Here is a 20,745-nt window from a genome sequence, read left to right on the forward strand (position 1 = left end):
CTCTCCCGGCTCACGCCCCTCTTACCGGCCGACCAGTGCGCACGGCGGCCCGACCAGCCGCCGTGCGCCGAACCAGTGGGGCAACACGTACTCCCAGGGATGTCGGGGGAGTAGGGGGAAGATGTGCACGAGATAGTGCGCCGCCATCTGGGCAAGGTGGTGGCGGGTGCGGCCCTGGCGGTGGCCGGGACCGCGGTGATGGTCGGGATCACCCTGCCGGGCACGGCGGGAGCGGACGAGGGAGGCGGCAAGGGCGGGGGCACACAGGCCGGGCAGCAGGCGGGGCAGGGGCCGGACGCCGTCCGGCCCGGCGTTGTGGAGCGGGCGCCGGCCGAGGGGAAGAAGGGCACGGGCCGCGACCCGCTGACCGGCGACGAGATCCGGCGGGTCGAGAAGATTGCCCTGAACGGGCAGCTGCTGAACGCGGGCGAGACCGTCGACGGCGGCCGGGGCCCCCAGCGCCTCGGCGTCGACCTCGCCGACCCGGCCACGGCGGACGAACTGGACGACCCGAACGCGCCACGCCGGGCGGACGTGACCTTCTACGACTACAAGACCGACGAACTGGTCACCAGGACGGTCGACCTGGACACCGGCAAGGTCGAACGGACGACCCGCCAGCACGGCGTCCAGCCGCCCCTGAGCCGGGCCGAGAACGCCGAGGCGGCCAGGCTGCTGATCGCCGACCCGCTGGGCGCCGACCTCAAGGCCGACTACAAGGACGCCACCGGCCACGAACTGACCTCCCCGGACCAGCTGCTGCTGAACGGCGCCGTCTACCGCGCCATCCCGGGCGGTCAGCCCGGCGCGCTCGACAAGTGCGGGGAACACCGCTGCGTGCGGCTGTTCCCGAAGGTCAAGAACGGCCCCTGGATCGACGCCCGGTGGTTCGTCGTCGACCTGAGCGCGCGCAAGGTCGCCAGGCTCGACCGCCACTGAGCCCGGCGGTTCCAGTTCGTCCATTTTTCCAACTTGCAAGGCCTGCAAGGGAGCCACTTCTTCATGCGTGAGAACAGCATCAGGCGTGCCCGCACGCGCACGCGCGCGGCCGTCGGCCTCACCGTCGCCGCACTGGCCGCCGGAGCGACGGCCGGCGCCGGACCGGCCGCGGCCCAGCCGAAGACCCAGCCGAGAGCCGCGGGCGCGGCCGCCGCCGACTGCAGCGCCGCCTACCGGATCGAGCAGAAGCTCTCCACCGGCACCACCTGGCGGATGTGCTGGCGCTACGACAGCAAGGCCGGCCTCGTCCTGGAGAACGTCTCCTACCAGCCCAAGGGTGAGGCCCAGCCCATCAAGGTCCTCAACAGCGCCCGCCTCGCCCAGATCGACGTCCCCTACGACGACGGCAGCGTCGAGTACGACGACCTGACCGGCTTCGGCTTCGCCCAGGGCCTGGTGAACCTGGCGCCGGGCGAGTGCCCCGGCGGCACCATCAAGACCATCAAGGTCCCCGACGCCTGGGACCCGGAGCACGAGAACGTCAACGGCCTGTGCACGACCACGCGTTCGCGCGGCCACGCCTATCGCATGCAGGGCGACAGCGCCAACAAGGTCTTCCAGACCCAGGGCAAGGACCTGCTCGTCTACACGGTCAACCAGGTCGGCTGGTACGAGTACATGACCGAGTGGCGCTTCCAGGACGACGGCACCGTCAACATGAACGTCGGCGCCACCGGCAGCCTCTCCTACGACGACTACGACGCCGGCGACGGCCGCGGCTGGCCCATCGGCAAGGGCGCCAAGGCCTACGCCACCAGCCACAGCCACAACGTCTTCTGGCGGCTGGACTTCGGCCTCGACGGCTCCTCCAAGACGAAGGTCGAGCAGTACGACTCGGCCGTCACCCCGCCCGCCCCCGGCCGCCAGGCGCCCACCAACAAGACCACCCGCACCCCGGTCACCAAGGAACTCGGCGGCGACTACAAGACCTACCGCTGGTGGCGGATGGTCAGCGCGACCGGCAAGAACAAGGACGGGCACGCCCGTTCGTACGAGATCGTCCCCGGACCCACCACCAAGTACCCGGGCCGCAGCTTCACCCGGCACGACGTGTACTTCACCGAGTACAACAAGTGCGAGCAGTTCGCCAGCAACAACCCGGGCGCCTGCCCGGCCGGGGCGGGCAAGTCCGTCGACAAGTGGGTCAACGGCCAGACCCTGACTCACCCGGTGGTCTGGATGAACGTCGGCTTCCACCACATCGCACGGGACGAGGACCAGCAGCCCATGCCGATCCACTGGCAGGGCTTCGCCATCGCTCCGCGCGACGTCACGGCTATGAATCCGCTCACTCCCGACGAGCTGGGGTGGCAGAACGGCCACTGGCGGCCGCGCAGTTGAGAAACCGACCTGTCCATCCGGCTGCACCGCCGACCGCTCCCGGAGTACCCTTCCTTGATCGTTGGGACGGGGCATGACCGGGGACGGAAGGCGGTGCGCGGGTGGGCTCGGGAGGGCTGGAGCTGCCCCCTGGTGACGAGGGTCACGAGGGGAACTCCACGGAGGTCCCGCCCGGCGCGGTGTCCCTGGCCCGTCCGATGGACGCGGGGTCCATCGGGCCGGAACTGGACTGGGACGCCGACGCCTGGCGCGAGGTGCGCACCCGCGCCCAGCGGGCCGGCCGGGCGTACATCTGGCTGAACCTCGTCGAACAGCGGCTGCGCGCGGTCGTGGCCGCCGTCCTGCGTCCCGTCTACGAGCCCGTCCACGGCGACGAATGGGTGGTGGCCGCGGCCGGCCCGGCCGGGCAGGAGTGGGTGCAGCGGGCGGTCGCCGTCCGCGAAGTCAGCCGCCGCAAGGGCTACTTGCTCGACCCGGCCGACGACAACGTGCTCAGCTTCCTCACCCTGCCCCAGCTGCGCGAGCTGATGGTGCAGCACTGGCCGTGCTTCGCGCCGTACTTCGACGAGCGCCGGGACGTCGAACTCGCCCTGGACGAGCTGGAGGTGACCCGCAACGTCGTCTCCCGCAACCGGGCCCTGTCCGAGACCGTGCTGGGCCAGGCCGAACGGGCCTCGGCCCGGCTGCTGGAACTGCTCGGCACCGGCGGCGACGTGCCCTCCGCGCGCCGGCTGCCCGTGGACGCGGTCGAGGACCTGGTCGGCGACCGGTACGCGGACGTCGTGGCGGTCCACCCCGACCGGGTGCGGCTGATGCGCCAGTTCCCGGCGGAGGACCTCTTCGGCGGCGCCCGCCGCCTCGACGCCATCGGCATCGGCCTCAACCTGCTGGTGCAGAACTTCTCCGGCCGCCGTCTGGTCCGGCTCGCCGAGACCGGCACCCGGGTGCGCCTGCTCTTCCTCAACCCGGCCTCCAGCGCCGTGAAGCGCCGCGAGCGCGAACTGGGGATGAAACGGGGCGAACTGAGCCGCTCGGTCGAGATGAACATCCTGCACATGCGCCGGGTGCGGTCCCGGCTGCGCGACCCGGGCGCCTTCGAGATCCAGGTGTACGACGAGACGCCTCGCTTCACCGCCTACCTGGTGGACGGGGACGGCTCCGACGGCATCGCGGTGGTGCAGTCCTATCTGCGCGGGGCGCGCGGGATGGAGTCGCCGGTGCTGGTGCTGCGGGGCGGCAGCCGGGTGGTCAGGTCGGACGACGTGGGGGAATCCGGGCTCTTCCCTACATATCGCGAGGAATTCGAGCTGGCTTGGGTTGATTCGCGCCCGGTGTCCTGAACTGTCCATCCGGTAAGCGGAACGCGGTCCTCGGATTGTCAGTGCCGCGTGCGATGGTGGAGGCCACTGGGGGAAAGCACCACCAAGAAGGGGGGCCGCCCATGGGCTGGCACCAGGAGCTGCTGATCGGCTTCGACCTGGAGACGACCGGGACCGATCCGCGTGCGGCGCGCATCGTCACCGGCGCGGTGATCGAGGTCAGGGCCGGTGAGCCCATGGGGCGCCGGGAATGGCTGGCGGATCCGGGCGTGGAGATCCCGGCCGACGCGGTCGCGGTGCACGGCATCAGCAACGAACGCGCGGCGGCCGAGGGCCGCCCGGCCGACGAGGTGGCCGGCGCCATCGCGGACGTGCTGGTCTCCTACTGGAAGACGGGCGTGCCGGTCGTCGCCTACAACGCGGCGTTCGACCTCACCCTGCTCTCCGCCGAACTGCGCCGCCACGGCCTGCCGTCCCTCTCCGACCGGCTGGGCGGTGCCCTGCCCGCGCCGGTCGTCGACCCCTACACCATCGACCGCCGGGTCGACCGCTACCGCCGCGGCAAGCGCAACCTCGAAGCGGTCTGCGCCGAGTACGGCATAGTCCTTGACGCCGCCCACAACGCGGCCGCCGACGCCCTCGCCGCCGCGCGCCTCGCCTCCGCGATAGCCGCCCGGCATCCCAAGATCGCCGCCATGGCCCCGGCCGACCTGCACCGAAGCCAGATCGAGTGGTACGCGGAGTGGGCGGAGGACTTCCAGAACTTCCTGCGCCGCAAGGGGGAGCCGGACGCGGTGATCGACGGGACGTGGCCGCTGCGGGAGTTGGCGGACGAGAAGGTCTGAGCCCGTCCTCACCGGTTCGGGAACCCCTGCCCACCGCTTCGGGAACTCCTCCTCACCGGTTCAGAACGGATACCACCGCACCGTCTCGTCCCCCTCCCGCAACGACGTCACCCGGCGCTCGAACTCCGCCCGCGCCTTCGGGTTGGCCGGTGCGTGCTGGGCCACCCACGCACAGCTGGCGGTCTCCCGCGCTCCGCGGAGCACTCCGCAGCCCTCCCACTCGCGCACGTCCCAGCCGTAGGCCTCGGTGAAGGAGTCGTACGCCTCGGCGGGCAGGCCGTAGCGGTCGCGGGAGAGGGCCATGACCACCAGGTCGTGCTCGCGCAGATCGGCGGAGAAGGTCTCCAGGTCGACCAGGACCGGGCCCTCGGGGCCGACGTGCACATTGCGGGGCAGCGCGTCCCCGTGGATCGGGCCCGGCGTCAGACGGGGCGTCAGCGCGGCCGCGGCCGCCGCGAAGCCGTCCCGGCGCTCCCGCAGGTAGGCCGCGTCCCCGGGGTCGATCGCGGCGCCCGCGAGCCGCAGCCAGCGTTCCACGCCGCCCAGCAGATCGCGGGGCGGCAGCGCGAAGGGGGGAGTGGGCAGTGCGTGCACGATCCGCAGCAGCCGGGCCAGATCCCCGGGCTCGGCCGGCCGCACCGGCTCGGGCAGCCGGTGCCACACGGTCACCGGGTGTCCGTCCACCAGCCGGGGCTTCGGCTCGGCCGCCCGCACGGCCGGTACGTCTGCCTCCTCCAGCCAGCCGGCGATCTCCAGCTCCCGGCGGGCCCGCTCCAGCAGCTCGGCGTCGCGGCCCACCTTGACGACGAGGCCGCCCGAGGCGAACACCGCGTTCTCGCCGAGGGCGAGGAGCCGGGCGTCCGGTGCCGTGCCCGGCAGCACCTCCGCCGCGGCCAGTACGTCCCGCGCCCGTGCCTCGTCCATCGTCCGCCTCCGTGCCGTTCTTCCGTGCCCTGCGTGTCCGTCCGGTCCGGGGCCAGTCTCGCATTCGGACGACCTCGATAATCGAATTGAACGAGACGTCTCGTCTCGTTTAGCCTCGGTCGCATGACCACCAGGACCACCCCCGCTCATGTCGCCATGTTCTCCATCGCCGCCCACGGCCATGTGAACCCCAGCCTGGAGGTGATCCGCGAACTCGTCGCCCGGGGCCACCGGGTCACGTACGCCATCCCGCCGGCCCTCGCCGACAAGGCCGCCGCGACCGGCGCCCGCCCCGTGACCTACACCTCCACCCTGCCCGGCCCCGACGCCGACCCCGAGGCATGGGGCAGCACCCTGCTCGACAACGTGGAGCCCTTCCTGGACGACGCGATCCAGGCGCTGCCCCAGCTGATCGAGGCCTACGACGGCGACGAGCCCGACCTCGTCCTGCACGACATCGCCTCCTACCCCGCCCGCGTCCTCGCCCACCGCTGGGGCGTGCCCGCGATCTCCCTCTCGCCGAACCTCGTCGCCTGGGACGGCTACGAGGAGGAGGTCGCCGAGCCGATGTGGGCGGAGCCGAGGAAGACCGAGCGCGGTCGGGCCTACTACGCCCGCTTCGAGGCCTGGTTGAAGGACAACGGCATCACTCAGCATCCCGACCCCTTCGCCGGCCGCCCCGCGCGTTCCCTCGTCCTCATCCCGAAGGCCCTGCAGCCGCATGCCGACCGGGTCGACGAGCGGGTGCACACCTTCGTCGGCGCCTGCCAGGGCGACCGCGCCGACCAGGGCGACTGGCGGCGGCCCGCCGGCGCCGAGAAGGTGGTGCTCGTCTCCCTCGGCTCCGCCTTCACCAAGCAGCCCGCCTTCTACCGGGAGTGCGTACGCGCCTTCGGGGACCTGCCCGGCTGGCACATGGTCCTCCAGATCGGCCGGCACGTGGACCCGGCCGAGCTGGGCGACGTACCGGCCCATGTAGAAGTGCGCGACTGGGTACCGCAGTTGGCGGTCCTGCGGCAGGCCGACCTGTTCGTCACGCACGCCGGTGCGGGCGGCAGCCAGGAGGGTCTTGCCACCGCCACCCCGATGATCGCCGTACCGCAGGCCGTCGACCAGTTCGGCAACGCGGACATGCTCCAGTCCCTCGGTGTCGCCCGGCAGTTGCCCACGGCGGAGGCCACCGCGGAGCGCCTGCGCGAGGCCGCCCTGGCCCTCGTCGACGACCCGGAGGTCGCCCGGCGGCTGAAGGGGATCCAGGCGGAGATGGCCGAGGAAGGCGGAACCCGGCGGGCGGCGGACCTGATCGAGGCGGAGCTGCCGGGCTGACTCCGCACGGCGAAGGGCCCGTCGGCTCCCTCGCGGGAACCGACGGGCCCTCTGGCGCCCGGGGGGCCGGGATCAGACGCTCAGCCGCTCGCCCTCACCGTGCAGGGGGGCCGCCGCCGCGACCGGCTCCGGCGACTCGTCGTGGGTGAGGTCCGGCAGCCGGTGCAGCCACTTCGGCAGGTACCAGTTGCGCTCGCCGAGCAGTGCCATCACGGCCGGCAGCAGCACACCGCGGATGACCGTCGCGTCGATCAGGACGGCGGCGGCCAGACCGACGCCCATCTGCTTCATGGACTGCATGGACAGCGTGCCGAAGATCGCGAACACGGCGACCATGATGACGGCGGCGCTGGTGACGACGCCGGCCGTGGTGACCACGCCGTGCTGGATCGCGTCCTTCGTGCTGCGGCCGCGCATCCGCGCCTCCCGGATCCGGGAGACCACGAACACGTGGTAGTCCATCGACAGGCCGAACAGGATCACGAAGAGGAACAGCGGCAGCCAGGAGACGATCGCGCCCACGCCCTCGGCGCCCACCAGCGAGGCGCCCCAGCCGTGCTGGAAGACCGCGACGAGGATGCCGTAGGCCGCGCCCACCGACAGCAGGTTGAGCACGATCGACGTGATGGCGACGGTCAGCGACCGGAACGACAGCAGCATCAACAGGAAGGCGAACACGACCACGAAGGCGAAGACCGGGACGACCGAGCCGATGAGTTGGTCGTTGAAGTCGCTGTTGCCCGCGACCTGCCCGGTGACCGGCGCCTGGACGCCGTCGATCTTGCCGAGGGTGGCCGGCCGGACCTCGTCGCGCAGCTTGTCGAGGCTCTTGATCGCCTGGTCCATGTCGGAGCCGCCGACCAGCGGCACGGAGACCACGGCGACGTTCTGCGTCTCGTGCAGCTTGATGTCGACCGGGCCGCGCGAGGCACCCGAGGAGATCGCCCGCTGCTTGAAGTCGTTCAGCGCCTGCTTCACCTCGGGGGCGTTGATGTCCTTGGCCCTGACGACCACCTGGGCCGGCTCGGAGCCGCCCGGGAACGCGTCGTTGATGTGGTTGTAGGTCTGCACGATCGGCAGCGAGTCTCCGAACTCCTGGTCCAGCGTGAGCTGCTGGGTCTTCATGCCCAGCGCGGGCGCCGCCACCGCCAGCAGCGCACCGGCCGCCACGACGACGGAGATCAGCGGCTTGGCCAGCACACCGCGCAGCACGGCGGTCCAGAACCGGCTGCCCTGGTCGGCGCCCGTCTTCTTGCGGCGCCGGCCGAGGAACGGGATCCGGCCCTTCTCCACCCGCTCGCCCAGCAGCGACAGCAGCGCGGGCAGCACGGTGACCGAGCCGACCATGGCGACCGCCACCACCATCAGGGAGGCCAGGCCCATCGCCTCGAACGTGGAGATACCGGTGAAGAGCATGCCCGCCATCGCCACGCACACCGTGACACCGGAGACGATCACCGCGCGGCCACTGGTGGCGGCGGCGATCCGCAGCGCGGTGCCGGGGTCCCGCCCGGCGTCCCGCTCCTCACGCTCACGGCGCAGGTAGAACAGGCAGTAGTCGACGCCGACGGCCATGCCGACCAGCAGCATCACGGAGTTGGCGGTGTCGCTCATCGGCTGCAGATGGCTGACCAGGCCCATCAGGCCCATCGTCGCCATGATCGCGGTGATCGCCAGGCCCACCGGCAGCAGCGCCGCCACCAGCGCGCCGAACGCGATCAGCAGGATGCCGAGCGCGACCGGCACCGCCGAGTACTCCGCCTTCTGGAAGTCGTCCCCGAAGGCGTCCTTGTACTGCTTCTGCATGCTGGCGCCGCCGATCTCCTCGATCCGCAGCGTGCCGTGGGCCTTCTGCACCCCGGCCACGGCGTTCAGCACCGGCTCCACCCGGTCGGCGGCGGTCTTCGCGTCGCCGCGCATGTCGAACTGCACCAGGGCGCTGCGCCCGTCCTTGGAGATCGTCCCGGTGTCGTAGGGCGATGTGACATCCGTGGCCTTGCCGGTGCCCTCGACCGCCTTGACGACGTCCGCGACGGCGGCCTTGAACTCGGCGTCCGTGGCTTTGCCGGAACCGTCCTTCGCCTGGATCAGGACGGTCTCACCGGCCGGCTGCTCGATCCCCGCGTCGTCGATGATCCTCGCGGCGGTGTGCGTCTCGCCCTTGAGCTGGTCGGCCTCGTCGACGTCGACCCGGCCCGCCGCCGAGCCGAGCCCCATCGCCAGCACCACGAACAGCACCCAGATGCCGACGGCGGCCCATCGGTGCCGCGCGCTCCAGCCGCCGGCGCGGGCCGCGAGCCCCCGCGCCCGCACCCGCGAATCTCCGTTCCCCATGACGGGATTGCCCCCTTGTGTGCGGTGACGGCCCCCAGCCGCCACGTCGTTTCACTCCGTTGACTTCGTTCGATTCGAAGGTATGGGCCCGATAAGGACGTCTCGTCGTGCTGCTCGGTGAAGTCCGAAGGGCCCGGCTCACCGCTGGGGAGGACGATGGCCCCTTACATCTATCGGGGGTTCTCGGGGGTGGGTCTCGGGGATGCGCCGGCCGAGCGGGGGGAGGCGCCGTCCCTTTCGCCTCGGATGCCCCCTCCTGTCCGCCGAGGGCGGCCCGTGGCGACTACCCGGTGTGCCCCGTCACGACCACTGGGGACGCCCCGGAGCGACCGCCGGGAATGCTCCCTCGCGACCGCCGGGGACGCCGCCTCGCGACCGCCGGAGTTACTCGTCCCGGCCTCCGGTTCTCCCTTCCCGGTCGCCCGGTGTCCGATCCGCCGACAGAGATCCACTTTGTGAATACGAAACCTTGTTGAACAAATCACAGCTGCGTGTAGGTGTTGATCCAGGTGTTGATCCGCACCGGCCTGATCGGTCAGAGTTTCGCGCAGCCCGGCGGTACGCCCCGGGCGCGGCCGTCGTGCTCGCCCCCACGGGGCACGACGGCCGCTCTATGGTGTCGGGATGACGACCTATGCGGCGCTGCTGCGCGGAATCAACGTCGGCGGCAGCAGGAAGCTCCCGATGGCCGACCTGCGCACCCTCATGACCGGCCTCGGCTACGACGGCGTACGCACCCATCTGCAGAGCGGGCAGGCCGTCTTCACCACCGGCCACGGCGACGAGGACTCCCTGGCGGCCGAGCTGGGCCGGGCCGTCGAGGAGCGGTTCGGGTTCTCCGTCGACGTGATCGTGCGCGACCACGCCTACCTGAAGGCGGTGGCCGACGCCTGTCCCTTCCCGGCCGCCGAACTGGCGCCCAAACAGCTGCACGTCACCTACTTCTCCGCCCCGGTCACGCCCGAGCGCTTCGCGGAGATCGACCCCGCCGCCCACCTCCCCGAGGAGTTCCGCCTCGGCGACCGCTGCCTGTACCTGTACGCCCCGGAGGGCCTCGGCCGCTCCAAGCTCGCCGAGGCGCTGTCCCGGCCCCGGCTCACCAAGGGGCTGATCGCCACCAGCCGGAACTGGAACACCGTGCTCAAACTCGTTGAAATGACGGTGGATTGACGGTCCGTCGCTCCTGTAGCCGTTGTTCGACCGCGCTCCTGACGGGACGTAGGATCGAAGAGAACTGTCAGTGTGACGGCCGGCGGCACACCGGCCCGAGGAACGCGGGGGGACCTGGTGGCCGAGGTCGGACTGGCGGCGGCGATCGCGGAACTGCGGCGGGAACTCTACGACGCCCAGAGCGAGGGCGCGGGAGAACAGTTCGCCTTCGAGATCGAGGAAGCCCAGCTGGAACTCATGCTGGAGCTGCGCAACCAGGGCCAGGGCGGCGGCAAGCTGAGCTTCGGCGTGGCGAGCGTGGACCTCGGCGGGAACCACTCCTCGGCCCGCACCCACAAGCTGGTGCTCAAGCTCAAGGTCAAGGACCGTGCCACCGGCGGTGGGCTGGCCGAGGTGAGCGACGAGGAGGTAGGCGTCCCCTGGGGCGAGGATGACTGAGGCGTACCGGCTGCGCCTGACGGACGTCCGCTGCGGCAACGAGACGCACCTCATGTCCGCCGGGACCGGCTACCTCATCGCGCCCGGTCTCGTCCTGTCGGCCCGCCATGTCGTCACCTCCCGCAGGACGGGCCGGGCCTGGCCCCGGATCAGGGTCAGGGTCGGACATCCGCACGACGGCGCGGCCGTCCAGAAACGGAACGCCACCCCGTGCTGGATCGGCCCCGGCGGACTGGACATCGCCCTGCTGGAGCTGGACCGGCCGGTCGACGTGCCGGGCACGGTCCGCTGGGGCCGCCCCGACGGCAGCGACCCGATCCGGTACAAGGGCGTCGGATTCCCCTGGCACAGCAAGGCCCCGAACGGCGAACGGGTCGTGGAGCAGCTCGGCGGCCGGCTGCAGCCCATGACCGGCGGCTCCGGCGTCAACGACCTCTACGCACTGGACCAGAGCGCCGGCCCCGACCGGCTCCCCGACGGCTCGCAGGCCTGGCGCGGGGTCTCCGGCGCGGCCGTGTTCTGCCGCGACCGCCTGGTCGGCGTGACCATCGTCAACAACGACCTGCACGCGAACCGGCGGCTGCACGCCGTACCCGCCCACGCCTTCGCCGGCGACCCGGAGTTCACCGCGCACCTGCGCCGCCACGGCGTGGGCGCCCCGGTGCTCGTCCCCGTCCACGGCCGCCCGCCCGTGCCCGCCTCGGGCTACCGGCTGGAAGTGCGCCAGCAGTTCGCCGCCGAGACCTTCGAGGGCCGCGAGCCCGAACTGGCCCGGATGACGGCCTTCTGCACGGCCGACGACCCCGACGCACCCCGGTACTGGCGCTGGCTCGCCCCCGCCTGGTCCGGCAAGACCGCGCTGATGGCCCAGTTCGTCGTGGACCCGCCGCAGGGCGTGGACGTCCTGGCGTTCTTCGTCACCCGCCGCCAGCTCGGCCGCTCCGACCAGACCGCCTTCCTCGCCGCCATGCAGGGCCAGCTGCGCGAGTACCTGCACGACCCCGACCTGGTGTGCACCTCCGAGGGGCAGTTCCTGCTCGGCCTGGAGCGCGCCGCCGAACAGGCGCGGGCGGCGGGACGCCGGCTGGTCCTGCTCGTCGACGGGCTGGACGAGGACACCGGCGTGCCCGACGGCGGCAGCGGACACAGCATCGCCGCGCTGCTGCCGCGCCGGCCGCCGGACGGGCTGTCCGTCCTCGTCGCCGGGCGGCCGGACCCGCCCGTCCCCAGCGACGTACTGGACGAACACCCGCTGCACGACCGGACCATCGACCACCAGCTCGACGTCTCCCCGGCCGCCCGGGTCGCCCGGCAGGCGGCCGAGCGCGCCCTGACGGAGCTGTGGGAGGGACCGGCGCTGGGCCGCGAGGTGGCCTGCGTCACCGCGGCGGCGGGAGGCGGACTCAGCGCCGCCGACCTCGCGCACATGGCCCGCGAGGAGGGCGCGGACGGTGAGGACCGCCCCCGCTGGGCCGCGTGGGAGGTCACCCAGACCCTCAACGGGGAAGCCGGCCGCTCCTTCCGCCGCCGCCGGGCCGAGTGGACCCTCGACGGCACGGAACCGGAGCCCCTGTTCTCCCTGGGCCACGACGCACTCGACCAGCGCGTTCTCGGCCGGATGTCCGGCTCCGTCGACACCTACCGGGCCCGTGTGCACGCCTACGCCCGCACCTGGCGCGACGCCGGCTGGCCCGCGGACACCCCCGAGTACCTCCTCGTCGGCTACCCCGTCCTGCTGCGCCAACTTGGCGACGCCGCACGCCTGACCGACCTGGCCACCGACCCCGTACGGCACGAACGCCTGTGGCAGACCACGGGAGCGGACGCCCAGGCCCTGTCCGAGATCACCGACGCCTTCCGTCTCCACCTGCGCGCCCCCGAACCCGACCTGCACGCCTGCCTGCGCCTGGCCCTGCACCGGGAGGCCCTGCGCGGGCGCGGCGGTCGGGCCACCGACGACGTGATCCTGACCTGGGCCGAACTCGGGCACGCGCGCCGGGCCATCGCCCTGGCCCGGTCCCTGAACGAACCCGCCCGGCTCGTCGACCTGCTGCCGAAGATCCTGCGCCTGGACGCGCGCCCGGACACCATCGCCCAGGCGACCGAGGCCGCCCGCGGCGTCAGCGACCCCGCACGGCGCACCCGGGCCCTGCTCGTCCCGGTGCGGGCGCTGGCCCACGCGGGCCGCGCGGAGGCCGCCGTCGAGCTCGCCCGCGAGGCCGCCGCGGTGGCCCTGACGCTCACCAAACCCGGGCCGCCACCGCACCCCTTCGTGCACGTCGTGGAGGCGCTCGCCCAGGCCGGTCTCGCGGACGACGCCCTCGCCCTCCTCGCCGGCCTGCCCCCGGGGGGTCTGCCCGCCCACGCCCACGAGCGGATCGCGGGCATCCTGGCCGGCGCCGGCCGGCCCGACGACGCCGAGGCCCTCGCCCGCACCCTGGACGACCCCGCGCAGCGCGCCGCGGCCCTGACCCACGTCGTACGGGCCCACGCCGACGCCGACGATCCGGACACCGCCGAGGAACTCGCCCGCACCATCGACGATCCGAGCCGGCGGGCCGAGGCCCACACCCACGTCCTGCGCGCCCTGGCCCGGGCCGGCCGCACCGAGGAAACGCTCGCCCTGGCCCACCGGACCGTGCGCCTCGCCCGCGCCCACGCCCAGCCCGGAGTGCGCGGCCACATCCTGAACGGTGTCGTGTACGGGCTGACCGAGGCCGGACTCGTCGACGACGCCCACGCCTACGCGCGCACCGTCGCCCCGGCCCGGCGCGCCCACCCGCTGAAGACCGTCGCGCAGGCGCTGATCGGCGCCGGCCGCACCGACGACGCCGTCCGCGTCGCCGAGGAGATGGCCGAACTCGCCGAGGAGGGCGCCGACTTCGCCCGCCGGGCGCGCCGCCCGCACCGGGCGGCCGGGACCCTGGTGGACGTCGTCCGGATCCTCGCCGACGCCGGCCGCCCGGACGACGCCCTCGCGCGGGCGTACGCCATCGACGACCCGGAACCCCAGGTCGAGGCCCTGGTGGTCGCCGCCCAGGCGCTGGCCGCGGCCGGCCGTACCGCACAGGCCGTCACGCTCGCCCGGGAGATCGTGCTCGCGGCGGGCGCGCTCGGCGACCGCGACGGCCAGGCCGGAGCCCTGGTGACCGCCCTGCGCACGGTGGCCGACGCCGGCCGCGTGGACGAGGTCCTCACCCTCGCCCAGGGCATCACCCAGCCCGCCCTGCGGGCGCGTGTCCTGGAGGGCGTCGCCCGCATGACGGCCAAGGAGCCGGGCCGGGCGGACGACGTGGCGGCCCTGGCCCGAGCGGCCGGCACCGCCGACCGGCGGGCCGAGGTCTCGGCGGACGCCGCCCGGGCCCTCGCCCGCTCCGGCCACCTGGACGCGGCCGCCGACCTCGCCGACGAGGCCGTCGGCCTGCTGCCCGCCCTGACCAACCCGGACCGGCGGGCCGCCGCCCTGTCCGTCGCCGCCTGGGCACTGGCCCGCGCCGGCCGCAGGCAGGCGGCGGCCGAACGTGCCCGCGAGGCCATGGCCGTGGCCCGCGCCGCCGGCAACCACGACCGCCGCTCCGAGACTCAGGCGGCCGTCGTACGGGCCCTCGCCGAGGCCGGCCGCACCGACATCGCCGCCGACGCCGCCCGGCTGATCGACGATCCCGGCCGGGCCGCCGCCCAGTCGGTGGTCGTGGTGGGCGCCCTGGCCCGGGAGGGGAGGGTGACCGAGGCCGAGGAACTGGCGCGGACGATCACCCAGCCCGACCGGAGGGCCGACGCGTTCACGGCCCTCGTACGGGCCCTGGCCGACGCCGACCGGCCCGACGACGCCCACGCCGTGGCCCGCGCGATCGACGACGTCGAACGGGGCGGCACCACCCTGGCGGTCGCGGTCCGGGCGCTGGCCCGCGCCGGCCGCCTGACGGAGGCCGAGGAGCTGGCCCGGACCATCGGCCGCCCCGACCGGCGGGCCGAGGCCATGACCTTCCTCGCCCGGGCACTCGTCGAGGCGGACCGCGTCGACGACGCCCTCGCGCTCGCCCATGACTTCACCGAACGCCAGTCACGCGACCGGGTGATGGCCGCCGTGGTCCGGGCGCTGGCCCTGACCGGGTACGCCGACCGGGCGCGCGAGCTCGCTCGCGAGCTCGCGCACCGTGAGCTCCGGGCCGAGGCGCTGCACGCCGTGGTACGGGCCCTGGCCGAGGCCGACCGGCCCGACGCCGCCCTCGTCGTCGCGCGGTCCGTCCCCGGGGCCCAGCCGCGCTCCGCCGCGCACGCCATCGTGGTACGGGCGCTGGCGCGCGGCCGTGGCGCGGACGAGGCCCTGGCCCAGGTCGCGAGCGTCACCGACGGCAAGTTACGGGCCCAGGCCATGGCCGACGTCGTCCGCGCCCTGGCGGAGGAGGGCCGCACCGACGAGGCCCTGGAGCTGGCCCGCGGCATCACCTACACCGACCGGCAGGCCCAGGCGCTCGTGTCCGTCGTGGCCCTCCTGACCGACCAGGGCCGCCTCGCGGAGGCGCTGCAGCTGATCGGGACGATGACCCACACGGACCGTCAGGAGTACGAACTCGGCGGCCTGGTCCGCCGCCTGGCCGCCGAGGGGCGCCCGAGCGAGGCGCTGCGGCTGGCCCGCACGCTCACCCACGTGGACCATCGCGTCCAGGCCCTCATCCACGTCGCCCGCGCCGTGGGCGAGGCGGGACACACCGACGACGCCATCGCCCTCACCCGGGAGACCGCCGACCTCGGCCGCACCGCCGCCGACCCCGCGGTGAAGGCGCGCGTCCTCGTCGGCGCCGCGCTCACCCTGGCCGGGGCGGACCGCGCCGACCCGGACGAGGGGCCCGCCTCCAAACACGGCGCCGAGGCCCGCGCCCTGGTGGCGGAGGCCCTGAGCGTCGGCAACTGGGTACCGGCGGTCGAGGCGATCGCCCTCCTCGCCCCAGAGGTCCTGGCGGACCTGGTCGCCCTCGTCATGGAGTCGGCCGGGGCGGCGTGACCTTCCGGACAGTTGATCTCCGGGCGCGTTCGGCGCTTCGATGGCACCGGGCCGCTCGCGGGACTGCGCGCGCCCGGCGTGCGAGTGGAGGGGATGGAGCGCGGTGGACGACATCACGGGGGACGCGACCGCAGGGGCAGAGGCAGGCGCGGGTTCCGGTGCGGCCGGCGCGGCTGACGTCGGGGCGGTGCTGGCGGCGCGGTTCGAGGCGGACCGGGCGCATCTGACGGCCGTGGCGTACCGGCTGCTCGGCTCGGCGGCGGAGGCCGACGACGCCCTGCAGGAGGCCTGGCTGCGCGCCCGGCAGGGCGACATCGGCGAGGTCGAGAACCTCACCGGCTGGCTGACCACGGTCGTCACCCGGGTCTGCCTGAACCTGCTGCGCGCCCGCCGCAACCGGCGCGAGGAGTTCCTCGACGCGCCCGGGCAGGGCCACGAGCCCGCCCACGCACGGGAGTCGGCGCCGTCGGACGGCGCGGGCGATCCGGCCCGCGAGGCGCTGCTGGCCGACGAGGTCGGTGTCGCCCTGCTCGTGGTCCTCGACACCCTGGCACCCGCCGAGCGGGTCGCCTTCGTCCTGCACGACATGTTCTCCGTGCCGTTCGACGAGATCGCCCCGCTGCTGGAGAAGACCCCGGCCGCCACCCGGCAGCTGGCCAGCCGTGCCCGTCGCCGGGTCCGGGGTCGGACGCCCGCGCCGACCGCGGACGGCGGACGCCGGCGCGCGGCCGTCGAGGCGTTCCTGGCCGCGACCCGCGGCGGCGACTTCGCGGCCCTGGTCGCCCTGCTCGCCCCCGACGTGGTGCTGCACGCCGACGCCCTGGTCGTCCCCACGCCCGAGCCGATCACCGTCCGCGGCGCCGAACCCGTCGCCCAGGGCGCCATGGCCGCCATGGCCCGCGCCCAGGTCACCGGGGTCGCCCTGCTCGACGGCCGGCCCGGCCTGGTCATGGCCCCGCAGGGGCGCCCGCGCCTGGTCCTCGCCTTCACGTTCGACGACCACGCCACGATCACCCGGATCGACGTCGTCGCGGAGCCGGACCGTCTGCGGGAGATCGAGATCGACGTCTTCGAGGACGAAGTGGCCCAATGAATCAGCGGGCGAATGGACCAGGACTCTGCGCCAATCGCACACTAGCGTCGACGTCATGACGCACTCCGAGAACGGCCGTACGACCACGCCGACCCGGGTCGACTTCTACTTCGACCCCGCCTGCCCCTTCGCCTGGATCACCTCCCGCTGGCTGCTGGAGGTCGAGCGTGCCCGCCCGCTCGACCTCCGCTTCCACGCCATGAGCCTTTACCTGCACAACATCGGCAACGAACTCCCCGACTGGTACCGCGACCTGGTCGACCGTTCGATCGGCCCGGTGCGGGTCGCCGTGGCAGCCGCCGAGCGGCACGGCGAGAAGGTGCTGCGCGACCTGTACACGGCGTTCGGCACCCGCATCCACGAGCGGGGCGTCAAGGACTTCGACGTGGTGGTCGCCGAGTCCCTGGCGGAACTCGGGCTCGCGGCGGAGCTGGCGGACGCGGCGCACGACCCGTCGTACGACGACGCGGTGCGCCGCAGCCACGAGGCGGGCGTCGAGCCGGAGTCGGGCGGCTACGTGGGCACGCCCACCATCCATGTCGACGGCACGGTGTGGTTCGGCCCGGTCCTGCGGGCCGTTCCGCGCGGCGCGGACGCGGCGGAACTCTTCGACAGCTTCCGGGTGCTGGCCCGCCACCCCGACCTCTTCGAACTCAAGCGCACCCGCACGGGAGCGCTCCGCTTCGACTGATCCGGGTCCCGCGGCCACGATCACGGCGGAGACCGATGTGTCAAGTTCCCATGCCCGTCGAGAGGTTGGCCGATAACCGCCCCTCAGCAGCGACGACGGGCGGTTCCCTGTGACACGCGGGCCCGGCGGGACGCAGAACGAAGAGCCGGTCGCGGTCCGACGTCACAGGGGAGCGCCGGACCGCGACCGGCCCACGATCCCCGCCGCCCGGAGCGGACCCGACCCGCGCGAACCCGGTGCCGGACCCACCTCGCGGTCCCTGGGGCGGGACCGGCGCACAACGGCGGACGGGCGGCGCGAGAGCACGCGACGCGGCCGGGTCAACGGACGTCATTCACCCGAACGGGTGACGGTTTTCGGCCTTCTGTCCGCGTCACCGACCCTGAGGTCCACGGTAGGGAGTCGGTGGGAGGTCCACCGCATCGGTAACGTCGTCGGCACCAGCGAATTCGGCGGTGCGCCTTCGCCGTAGCCCGCGCCCGACCGGCCCTCGGGTCAGGAGTGAGGACAGGACTTGAGCACCTACAACTTCCACGGCAGCACCCCACGCCGCCACGACTCCGGTTACGACCTGGAAACCCTGACACGGCTCGCCGACGGGCTGGTCGACGCACTCAGCGTGGAGTACCCGCACCTCGTCCCGCACGGAGAGGTGGTCCAGGCCGAGGTGGCCCAGGCCGTCGACGACGGTCTGCCGCCCAACCGGGGCCGGATCCGCAGCAACCTGGAAGTCGTGGTGATCGGGGCCGGGGCCGGTACCGGCAGCCTGGGCTTCACCAGGCGGCTCCTGGAAGAGCTGGAACTGTGACCACCCCGGAACCGCCCGGGCTGCCCGTGCCGCCCGGGCGACCGCCTCAGGCGCCCAGCGCCAACGGGACCGACCGAGCGGCCTCGGCGTAGCGGTCCAGCAGTACCCGCGCCACCTCGGGTGCCGGGCCCAGCACGTCACCCAGCACATCGGCGTCGGCCGCGCCCCGCGCGATGCGGTCCGGGAGGAACCCGGGCGCCAGCACGTACGGGGCGACGGCCACGCGCTCGCAGCCGGCCGCGCGCAGTTCCCGTACCGCGTCCTCGGTGCGCGGAAGAGATGCGGAGGCGAACGCGGGTCGCACGGCGCACCAACCGGTGTGCCACCACTCCCGCGCGATATCGGCGATCACCGCGATCGCCTCCGGGTCGGAGGACCCCGCCGAGGCCAGCACGACCCCGGTGGAGGACTTGTCGGCGGGGTTCAGCCCCGCCTCGTACAACCGCCGCTCCAGCGCCGACAGCAGCAGCGGGGACGGGCCGAGCACGTCCGCCTGCCGGATCCGCAGCCGCGGCGGCGCGTCCCGCAGGACGGCGGGGATGTCGGCCTTCGCGTGGAAGGCGCGGGTCAGCAGCAGCGGCAGCGCCACGACGTCCCGCACCCCCTCGGCCGCCAGCGACTCCAGCACCCCCTGCACGGAGGGCACGTTGAAGTCCAGGAAGCCGGTCTCCACGCGCAGCCCCGGCCGCAGCGACCGCACCCGCTCCACCAGGGCGTGCACGGTCGCCGCGTGCCGCGGATCGCGGCTGCCGTGGGCGATGACGAGGAGAACCGGAGCGCTCATGCCGTGCCTCAGCCCTTCACCAGCAGGCCGCGGCTGCGCAGCACCCACCGCTCCAGCGGGCTGAAGATCAGCAGGTCGATGGCGATGCCGACGAACAGGATCAGGAAGATCGCCTCGAACACCATGGACATGGAGCTGGCGTTGCGGCCGTTCTCCAGCAGCGCGCCCAACCCGATGCCCAGGTCGGGAGAGGAGGCGATGATCTCCGCGGCCATCAGCGAGCGCCAGGAGAAGGCCCAGCCCTGCTTCAGACCGGCCAGGTAGCCCGGCAGCGCGGCCGGCAGCACGATGTGCCAGGCGCCCCTCAGGCCGGTCGCGCCCATCGTGCGGCCCGCCCGCAGGAACAGCGGCGGCACCTGGTCGATGCCGGAGACCAGGCCGTTGGCGATGGACGGCACCGCGCCGAGCAGGATCACCGCGTACATCATCGAGTTGTTCAGGCCCAGCCAGATCACCGCCGGCGGCACCCACGCCACCGAGGGGAGCGACTGGAGGCCGGACAGCACCGGGCCGATGGCGGCGCGCAGGAACCTCACCCGGGCCACCAGCAGGCCCAGCGGGGTGCCGATGGCCAGCGCGAACAGGAACCCGAGCAGACCGCGCGAGACGCTGGTCCAGATGTAGTCGAACAGCGTGCCCTCGAGCCAGGCCTTCTTGAACTCGGCGCCGACGTCGGCGGGGGACGGCAGTTTGGTCGGGTCGTCCACGATCCTGAACGAGATCAGGGCCTGCCACACGAGCAGGACCAGCGCGGTGGCGACGAGCGGCGGCAGGATCTTGCTCGTAAAGGTCTGCCGGAACGGCGTCCGGCCGGTGACGGCCGTCTCCAGGGCGTCCAGGCCCGCCTCGACGCTGCCCGCGTCCGCGGGGGTCTTCGTCTCAGTGCTGGCCATGTCGGCGGATCTCCCCACGCAGTACTTCGGTGATCTCGAGGGACAGTTCGGCGACCGGCGCGTCCTCGATGCGCCGCGGCTGGGGGATGTCCACCCGCCACTCGCGGGCCACCCGGCCCGGGCGGGACGACAGCAGCACGACCCGCTGGGCGAGCCGCACCGCCTCGCGCACGTTGTGCGTGACGAACAGGACCGACACCCCCGTCTCCGCCCAGATCCGGGTCAGTTCGTCGTGCAGCAGGTCGCGGGTGATCGCGTCCAGCGCCGCGAACGGCTCGTCCATCAGCAGCAGCTGGCTGTCCTGCGCGAGCGCACGGGCCATGGCCACGCGCTGGCGCATACCGCCGGACAGCTCGTGCACCCGCTTGCCGTACGAGCCCTTCAGCCGTACGAGTTCGAGCAGCTCCTCGGCCCGGTCGCGCCGCAGGTTCTTCGGAACGCCCCGCAGTTTCAGGGCGAGTTCGATGTTCTTGCCCGCGGTCAGCCACGGGAACAGGGCGTGCTCCTGGAACATCAGGGCCGGCCGCCCATGGGTCGCGATGTCGCCGGCGGAGGGCTTGTCGAGCCCCGCCACCAGATTCAGCAGCGTGGACTTGCCGCAGCCCGAGGCTCCCAGGAGGGTGACGAACTCGCCCGGAGCGACATCCAGCGTGATGTCGTCGAGGACGAGCTGCTGCCCGGCCGGCCCGGCGAAGGACTTCGAGACGTGCTCGATGCGGGCGGCGTACTCGACTGCCTCGGCATCGGCGGCCTTGGCGAGGGCGGTTGCCATGGT

At 73.3% G+C, this 20,745-nt stretch carries 15 protein-coding genes and 1 pseudogene; 11 read left to right on the forward strand and 5 right to left on the reverse strand.

The features are described 5' to 3' along the window. Window positions 1–123 precede the first annotated feature (123 nt). The 4 genes from ABZ865_RS01080 to ABZ865_RS01095 all read left to right on the forward strand — a co-directional run bounded on the left by ABZ865_RS01080 (window position 124) and on the right by ABZ865_RS01095 (window position 4,504). A complete protein-coding gene (locus tag ABZ865_RS01080) occupies window positions 124–939 on the forward strand; it encodes a Tat pathway signal sequence domain protein (protein ID WP_361222150.1) in 816 nt (271 codons plus the stop codon). Between the two features lie 63 nt (window positions 940–1,002). Beyond that, on the forward strand, window positions 1,003–2,340 hold the full coding sequence (locus tag ABZ865_RS01085) for a copper amine oxidase (RefSeq protein WP_361222152.1): 1,338 nt from the start codon (window positions 1,003–1,005) through the stop codon (window positions 2,338–2,340). A gap of 101 nt (window positions 2,341–2,441) precedes the next feature. Next, window positions 2,442–3,680, forward strand: coding sequence for an SAV2148 family HEPN domain-containing protein (locus ABZ865_RS01090; protein ID WP_361222154.1), 1,239 nt, complete (start codon window positions 2,442–2,444; stop codon window positions 3,678–3,680). A gap of 101 nt (window positions 3,681–3,781) precedes the next feature. Then, a complete protein-coding gene (locus tag ABZ865_RS01095) occupies window positions 3,782–4,504 on the forward strand; it encodes a 3'-5' exonuclease (protein ID WP_361222156.1) in 723 nt (240 codons plus the stop codon). Between the two features lie 60 nt (window positions 4,505–4,564). Here ABZ865_RS01095 and ABZ865_RS01100 read toward each other — a convergent pair whose 3' ends face one another. After that, the gene (locus ABZ865_RS01100) at window positions 4,565–5,428 is read right to left on the reverse strand and encodes an aminoglycoside phosphotransferase family protein (RefSeq protein WP_361222158.1); all 864 of its coding nucleotides are present in this window, start codon (window positions 5,426–5,428) and stop codon (window positions 4,565–4,567) included. 77 nt (window positions 5,429–5,505) lie between these two features. On the opposite strand from ABZ865_RS01100, the pseudogene mgt reads away from it, so the two are divergent. Next, window positions 5,506–6,754: pseudogene (gene mgt / locus ABZ865_RS01105) on the forward strand (macrolide-inactivating glycosyltransferase). A 72-nt stretch (window positions 6,755–6,826) separates the two neighbouring features. On the opposite strand, the gene ABZ865_RS01110 reads toward mgt, so the two are convergent. After that, window positions 6,827–9,088, reverse strand: a complete 2,262-nt coding sequence (locus ABZ865_RS01110; protein ID WP_361222160.1) for an MMPL family transporter — start codon at window positions 9,086–9,088, stop codon at window positions 6,827–6,829. Window positions 9,089–9,712: 624 nt separating this feature from the next. Here ABZ865_RS01110 and ABZ865_RS01115 point away from each other — a divergent pair. From ABZ865_RS01115 to ABZ865_RS01140, 6 genes are all read left to right on the forward strand, one after another. Further along, on the forward strand, window positions 9,713–10,258 hold the full coding sequence (locus ABZ865_RS01115; protein WP_361222162.1) for a DUF1697 domain-containing protein: 546 nt from the start codon (window positions 9,713–9,715) through the stop codon (window positions 10,256–10,258). 117 nt (window positions 10,259–10,375) lie between these two features. Continuing rightward, on the forward strand, window positions 10,376–10,696 hold the full coding sequence (locus ABZ865_RS01120; protein WP_361222164.1) for a trypco2 family protein: 321 nt from the start codon (window positions 10,376–10,378) through the stop codon (window positions 10,694–10,696). Beyond that, entirely contained in the window at window positions 10,689–15,701 is a 5,013-nt protein-coding gene (locus ABZ865_RS01125) for a trypsin-like serine protease (RefSeq protein ID WP_361222166.1), read from the forward strand. Before ABZ865_RS01120 ends, ABZ865_RS01125 begins: the two co-directional genes overlap by 8 nt. A gap of 190 nt (window positions 15,702–15,891) precedes the next feature. Next, on the forward strand, window positions 15,892–16,794 hold the full coding sequence (locus ABZ865_RS01130; protein WP_361224279.1) for a sigma-70 family RNA polymerase sigma factor: 903 nt from the start codon (window positions 15,892–15,894) through the stop codon (window positions 16,792–16,794). A gap of 55 nt (window positions 16,795–16,849) precedes the next feature. Further along, window positions 16,850–17,485, forward strand: coding sequence for a DsbA family protein (locus tag ABZ865_RS01135; RefSeq protein WP_361222168.1), 636 nt, complete (start codon window positions 16,850–16,852; stop codon window positions 17,483–17,485). Window positions 17,486–17,999: 514 nt separating this feature from the next. Then, the gene (locus ABZ865_RS01140; protein ID WP_361222170.1) at window positions 18,000–18,293 is read left to right on the forward strand and encodes a hypothetical protein; all 294 of its coding nucleotides are present in this window, start codon (window positions 18,000–18,002) and stop codon (window positions 18,291–18,293) included. 46 nt (window positions 18,294–18,339) lie between these two features. Here the strand turns inward: ABZ865_RS01140 and ABZ865_RS01145 are convergent, their stop codons facing one another. The 3 genes from ABZ865_RS01145 to ABZ865_RS01155 are packed head-to-tail and all read right to left on the reverse strand — an operon-like array spanning window position 18,340 to window position 20,742. After that, a complete protein-coding gene (locus tag ABZ865_RS01145) occupies window positions 18,340–19,077 on the reverse strand; it encodes a sirohydrochlorin chelatase (protein WP_361222172.1) in 738 nt (245 codons plus the stop codon). Window positions 19,078–19,085: 8 nt separating this feature from the next. Continuing rightward, the gene (locus ABZ865_RS01150; RefSeq protein ID WP_361222174.1) at window positions 19,086–19,970 is read right to left on the reverse strand and encodes an ABC transporter permease; all 885 of its coding nucleotides are present in this window, start codon (window positions 19,968–19,970) and stop codon (window positions 19,086–19,088) included. Continuing rightward, window positions 19,957–20,742 carry an ABC transporter ATP-binding protein gene (locus ABZ865_RS01155; protein ID WP_361222176.1) on the reverse strand — a complete coding sequence of 262 codons (786 nt, stop codon included), beginning with the start codon at window positions 20,740–20,742 and terminating at the stop codon, window positions 19,957–19,959. Before ABZ865_RS01155 ends, ABZ865_RS01150 begins: the two co-directional genes overlap by 14 nt. Window positions 20,743–20,745 lie beyond the last annotated feature (3 nt).

Source organism: Streptomyces sp. NPDC047085 (assembly GCF_040643735.1).
Lineage (GTDB): Bacteria > Actinomycetota > Actinomycetes > Streptomycetales > Streptomycetaceae > Streptomyces.

What these genes read in the sequence shown, in the direction of transcription:
- ABZ865_RS01100 (WP_361222158.1), bottom strand. Translation starts at nt 5,428, where the DNA reads ATGGACGAGGCACGGGCGCGGGACGTACTGGCCGCGGCGGAGGTGCTG.
- ABZ865_RS01115 (WP_361222162.1), top strand. Translation starts at nt 9,713, where the DNA reads ATGACGACCTATGCGGCGCTGCTGCGCGGAATCAACGTCGGCGGCAGC.
- ABZ865_RS01085 (WP_361222152.1), top strand. Translation starts at nt 1,003, where the DNA reads ATGCGTGAGAACAGCATCAGGCGTGCCCGCACGCGCACGCGCGCGGCC.
- ABZ865_RS01135 (WP_361222168.1), top strand. Translation starts at nt 16,850, where the DNA reads ATGACGCACTCCGAGAACGGCCGTACGACCACGCCGACCCGGGTCGAC.
- ABZ865_RS01110 (WP_361222160.1), bottom strand. Translation starts at nt 9,088, where the DNA reads ATGGGGAACGGAGATTCGCGGGTGCGGGCGCGGGGGCTCGCGGCCCGC.
- ABZ865_RS01155 (WP_361222176.1), bottom strand. Translation starts at nt 20,742, where the DNA reads ATGGCAACCGCCCTCGCCAAGGCCGCCGATGCCGAGGCAGTCGAGTAC.
- ABZ865_RS01150 (WP_361222174.1), bottom strand. Translation starts at nt 19,970, where the DNA reads ATGGCCAGCACTGAGACGAAGACCCCCGCGGACGCGGGCAGCGTCGAG.
- ABZ865_RS01145 (WP_361222172.1), bottom strand. Translation starts at nt 19,077, where the DNA reads ATGAGCGCTCCGGTTCTCCTCGTCATCGCCCACGGCAGCCGCGATCCG.
- ABZ865_RS01095 (WP_361222156.1), top strand. Translation starts at nt 3,782, where the DNA reads ATGGGCTGGCACCAGGAGCTGCTGATCGGCTTCGACCTGGAGACGACC.
- ABZ865_RS01125 (WP_361222166.1), top strand. Translation starts at nt 10,689, where the DNA reads ATGACTGAGGCGTACCGGCTGCGCCTGACGGACGTCCGCTGCGGCAAC.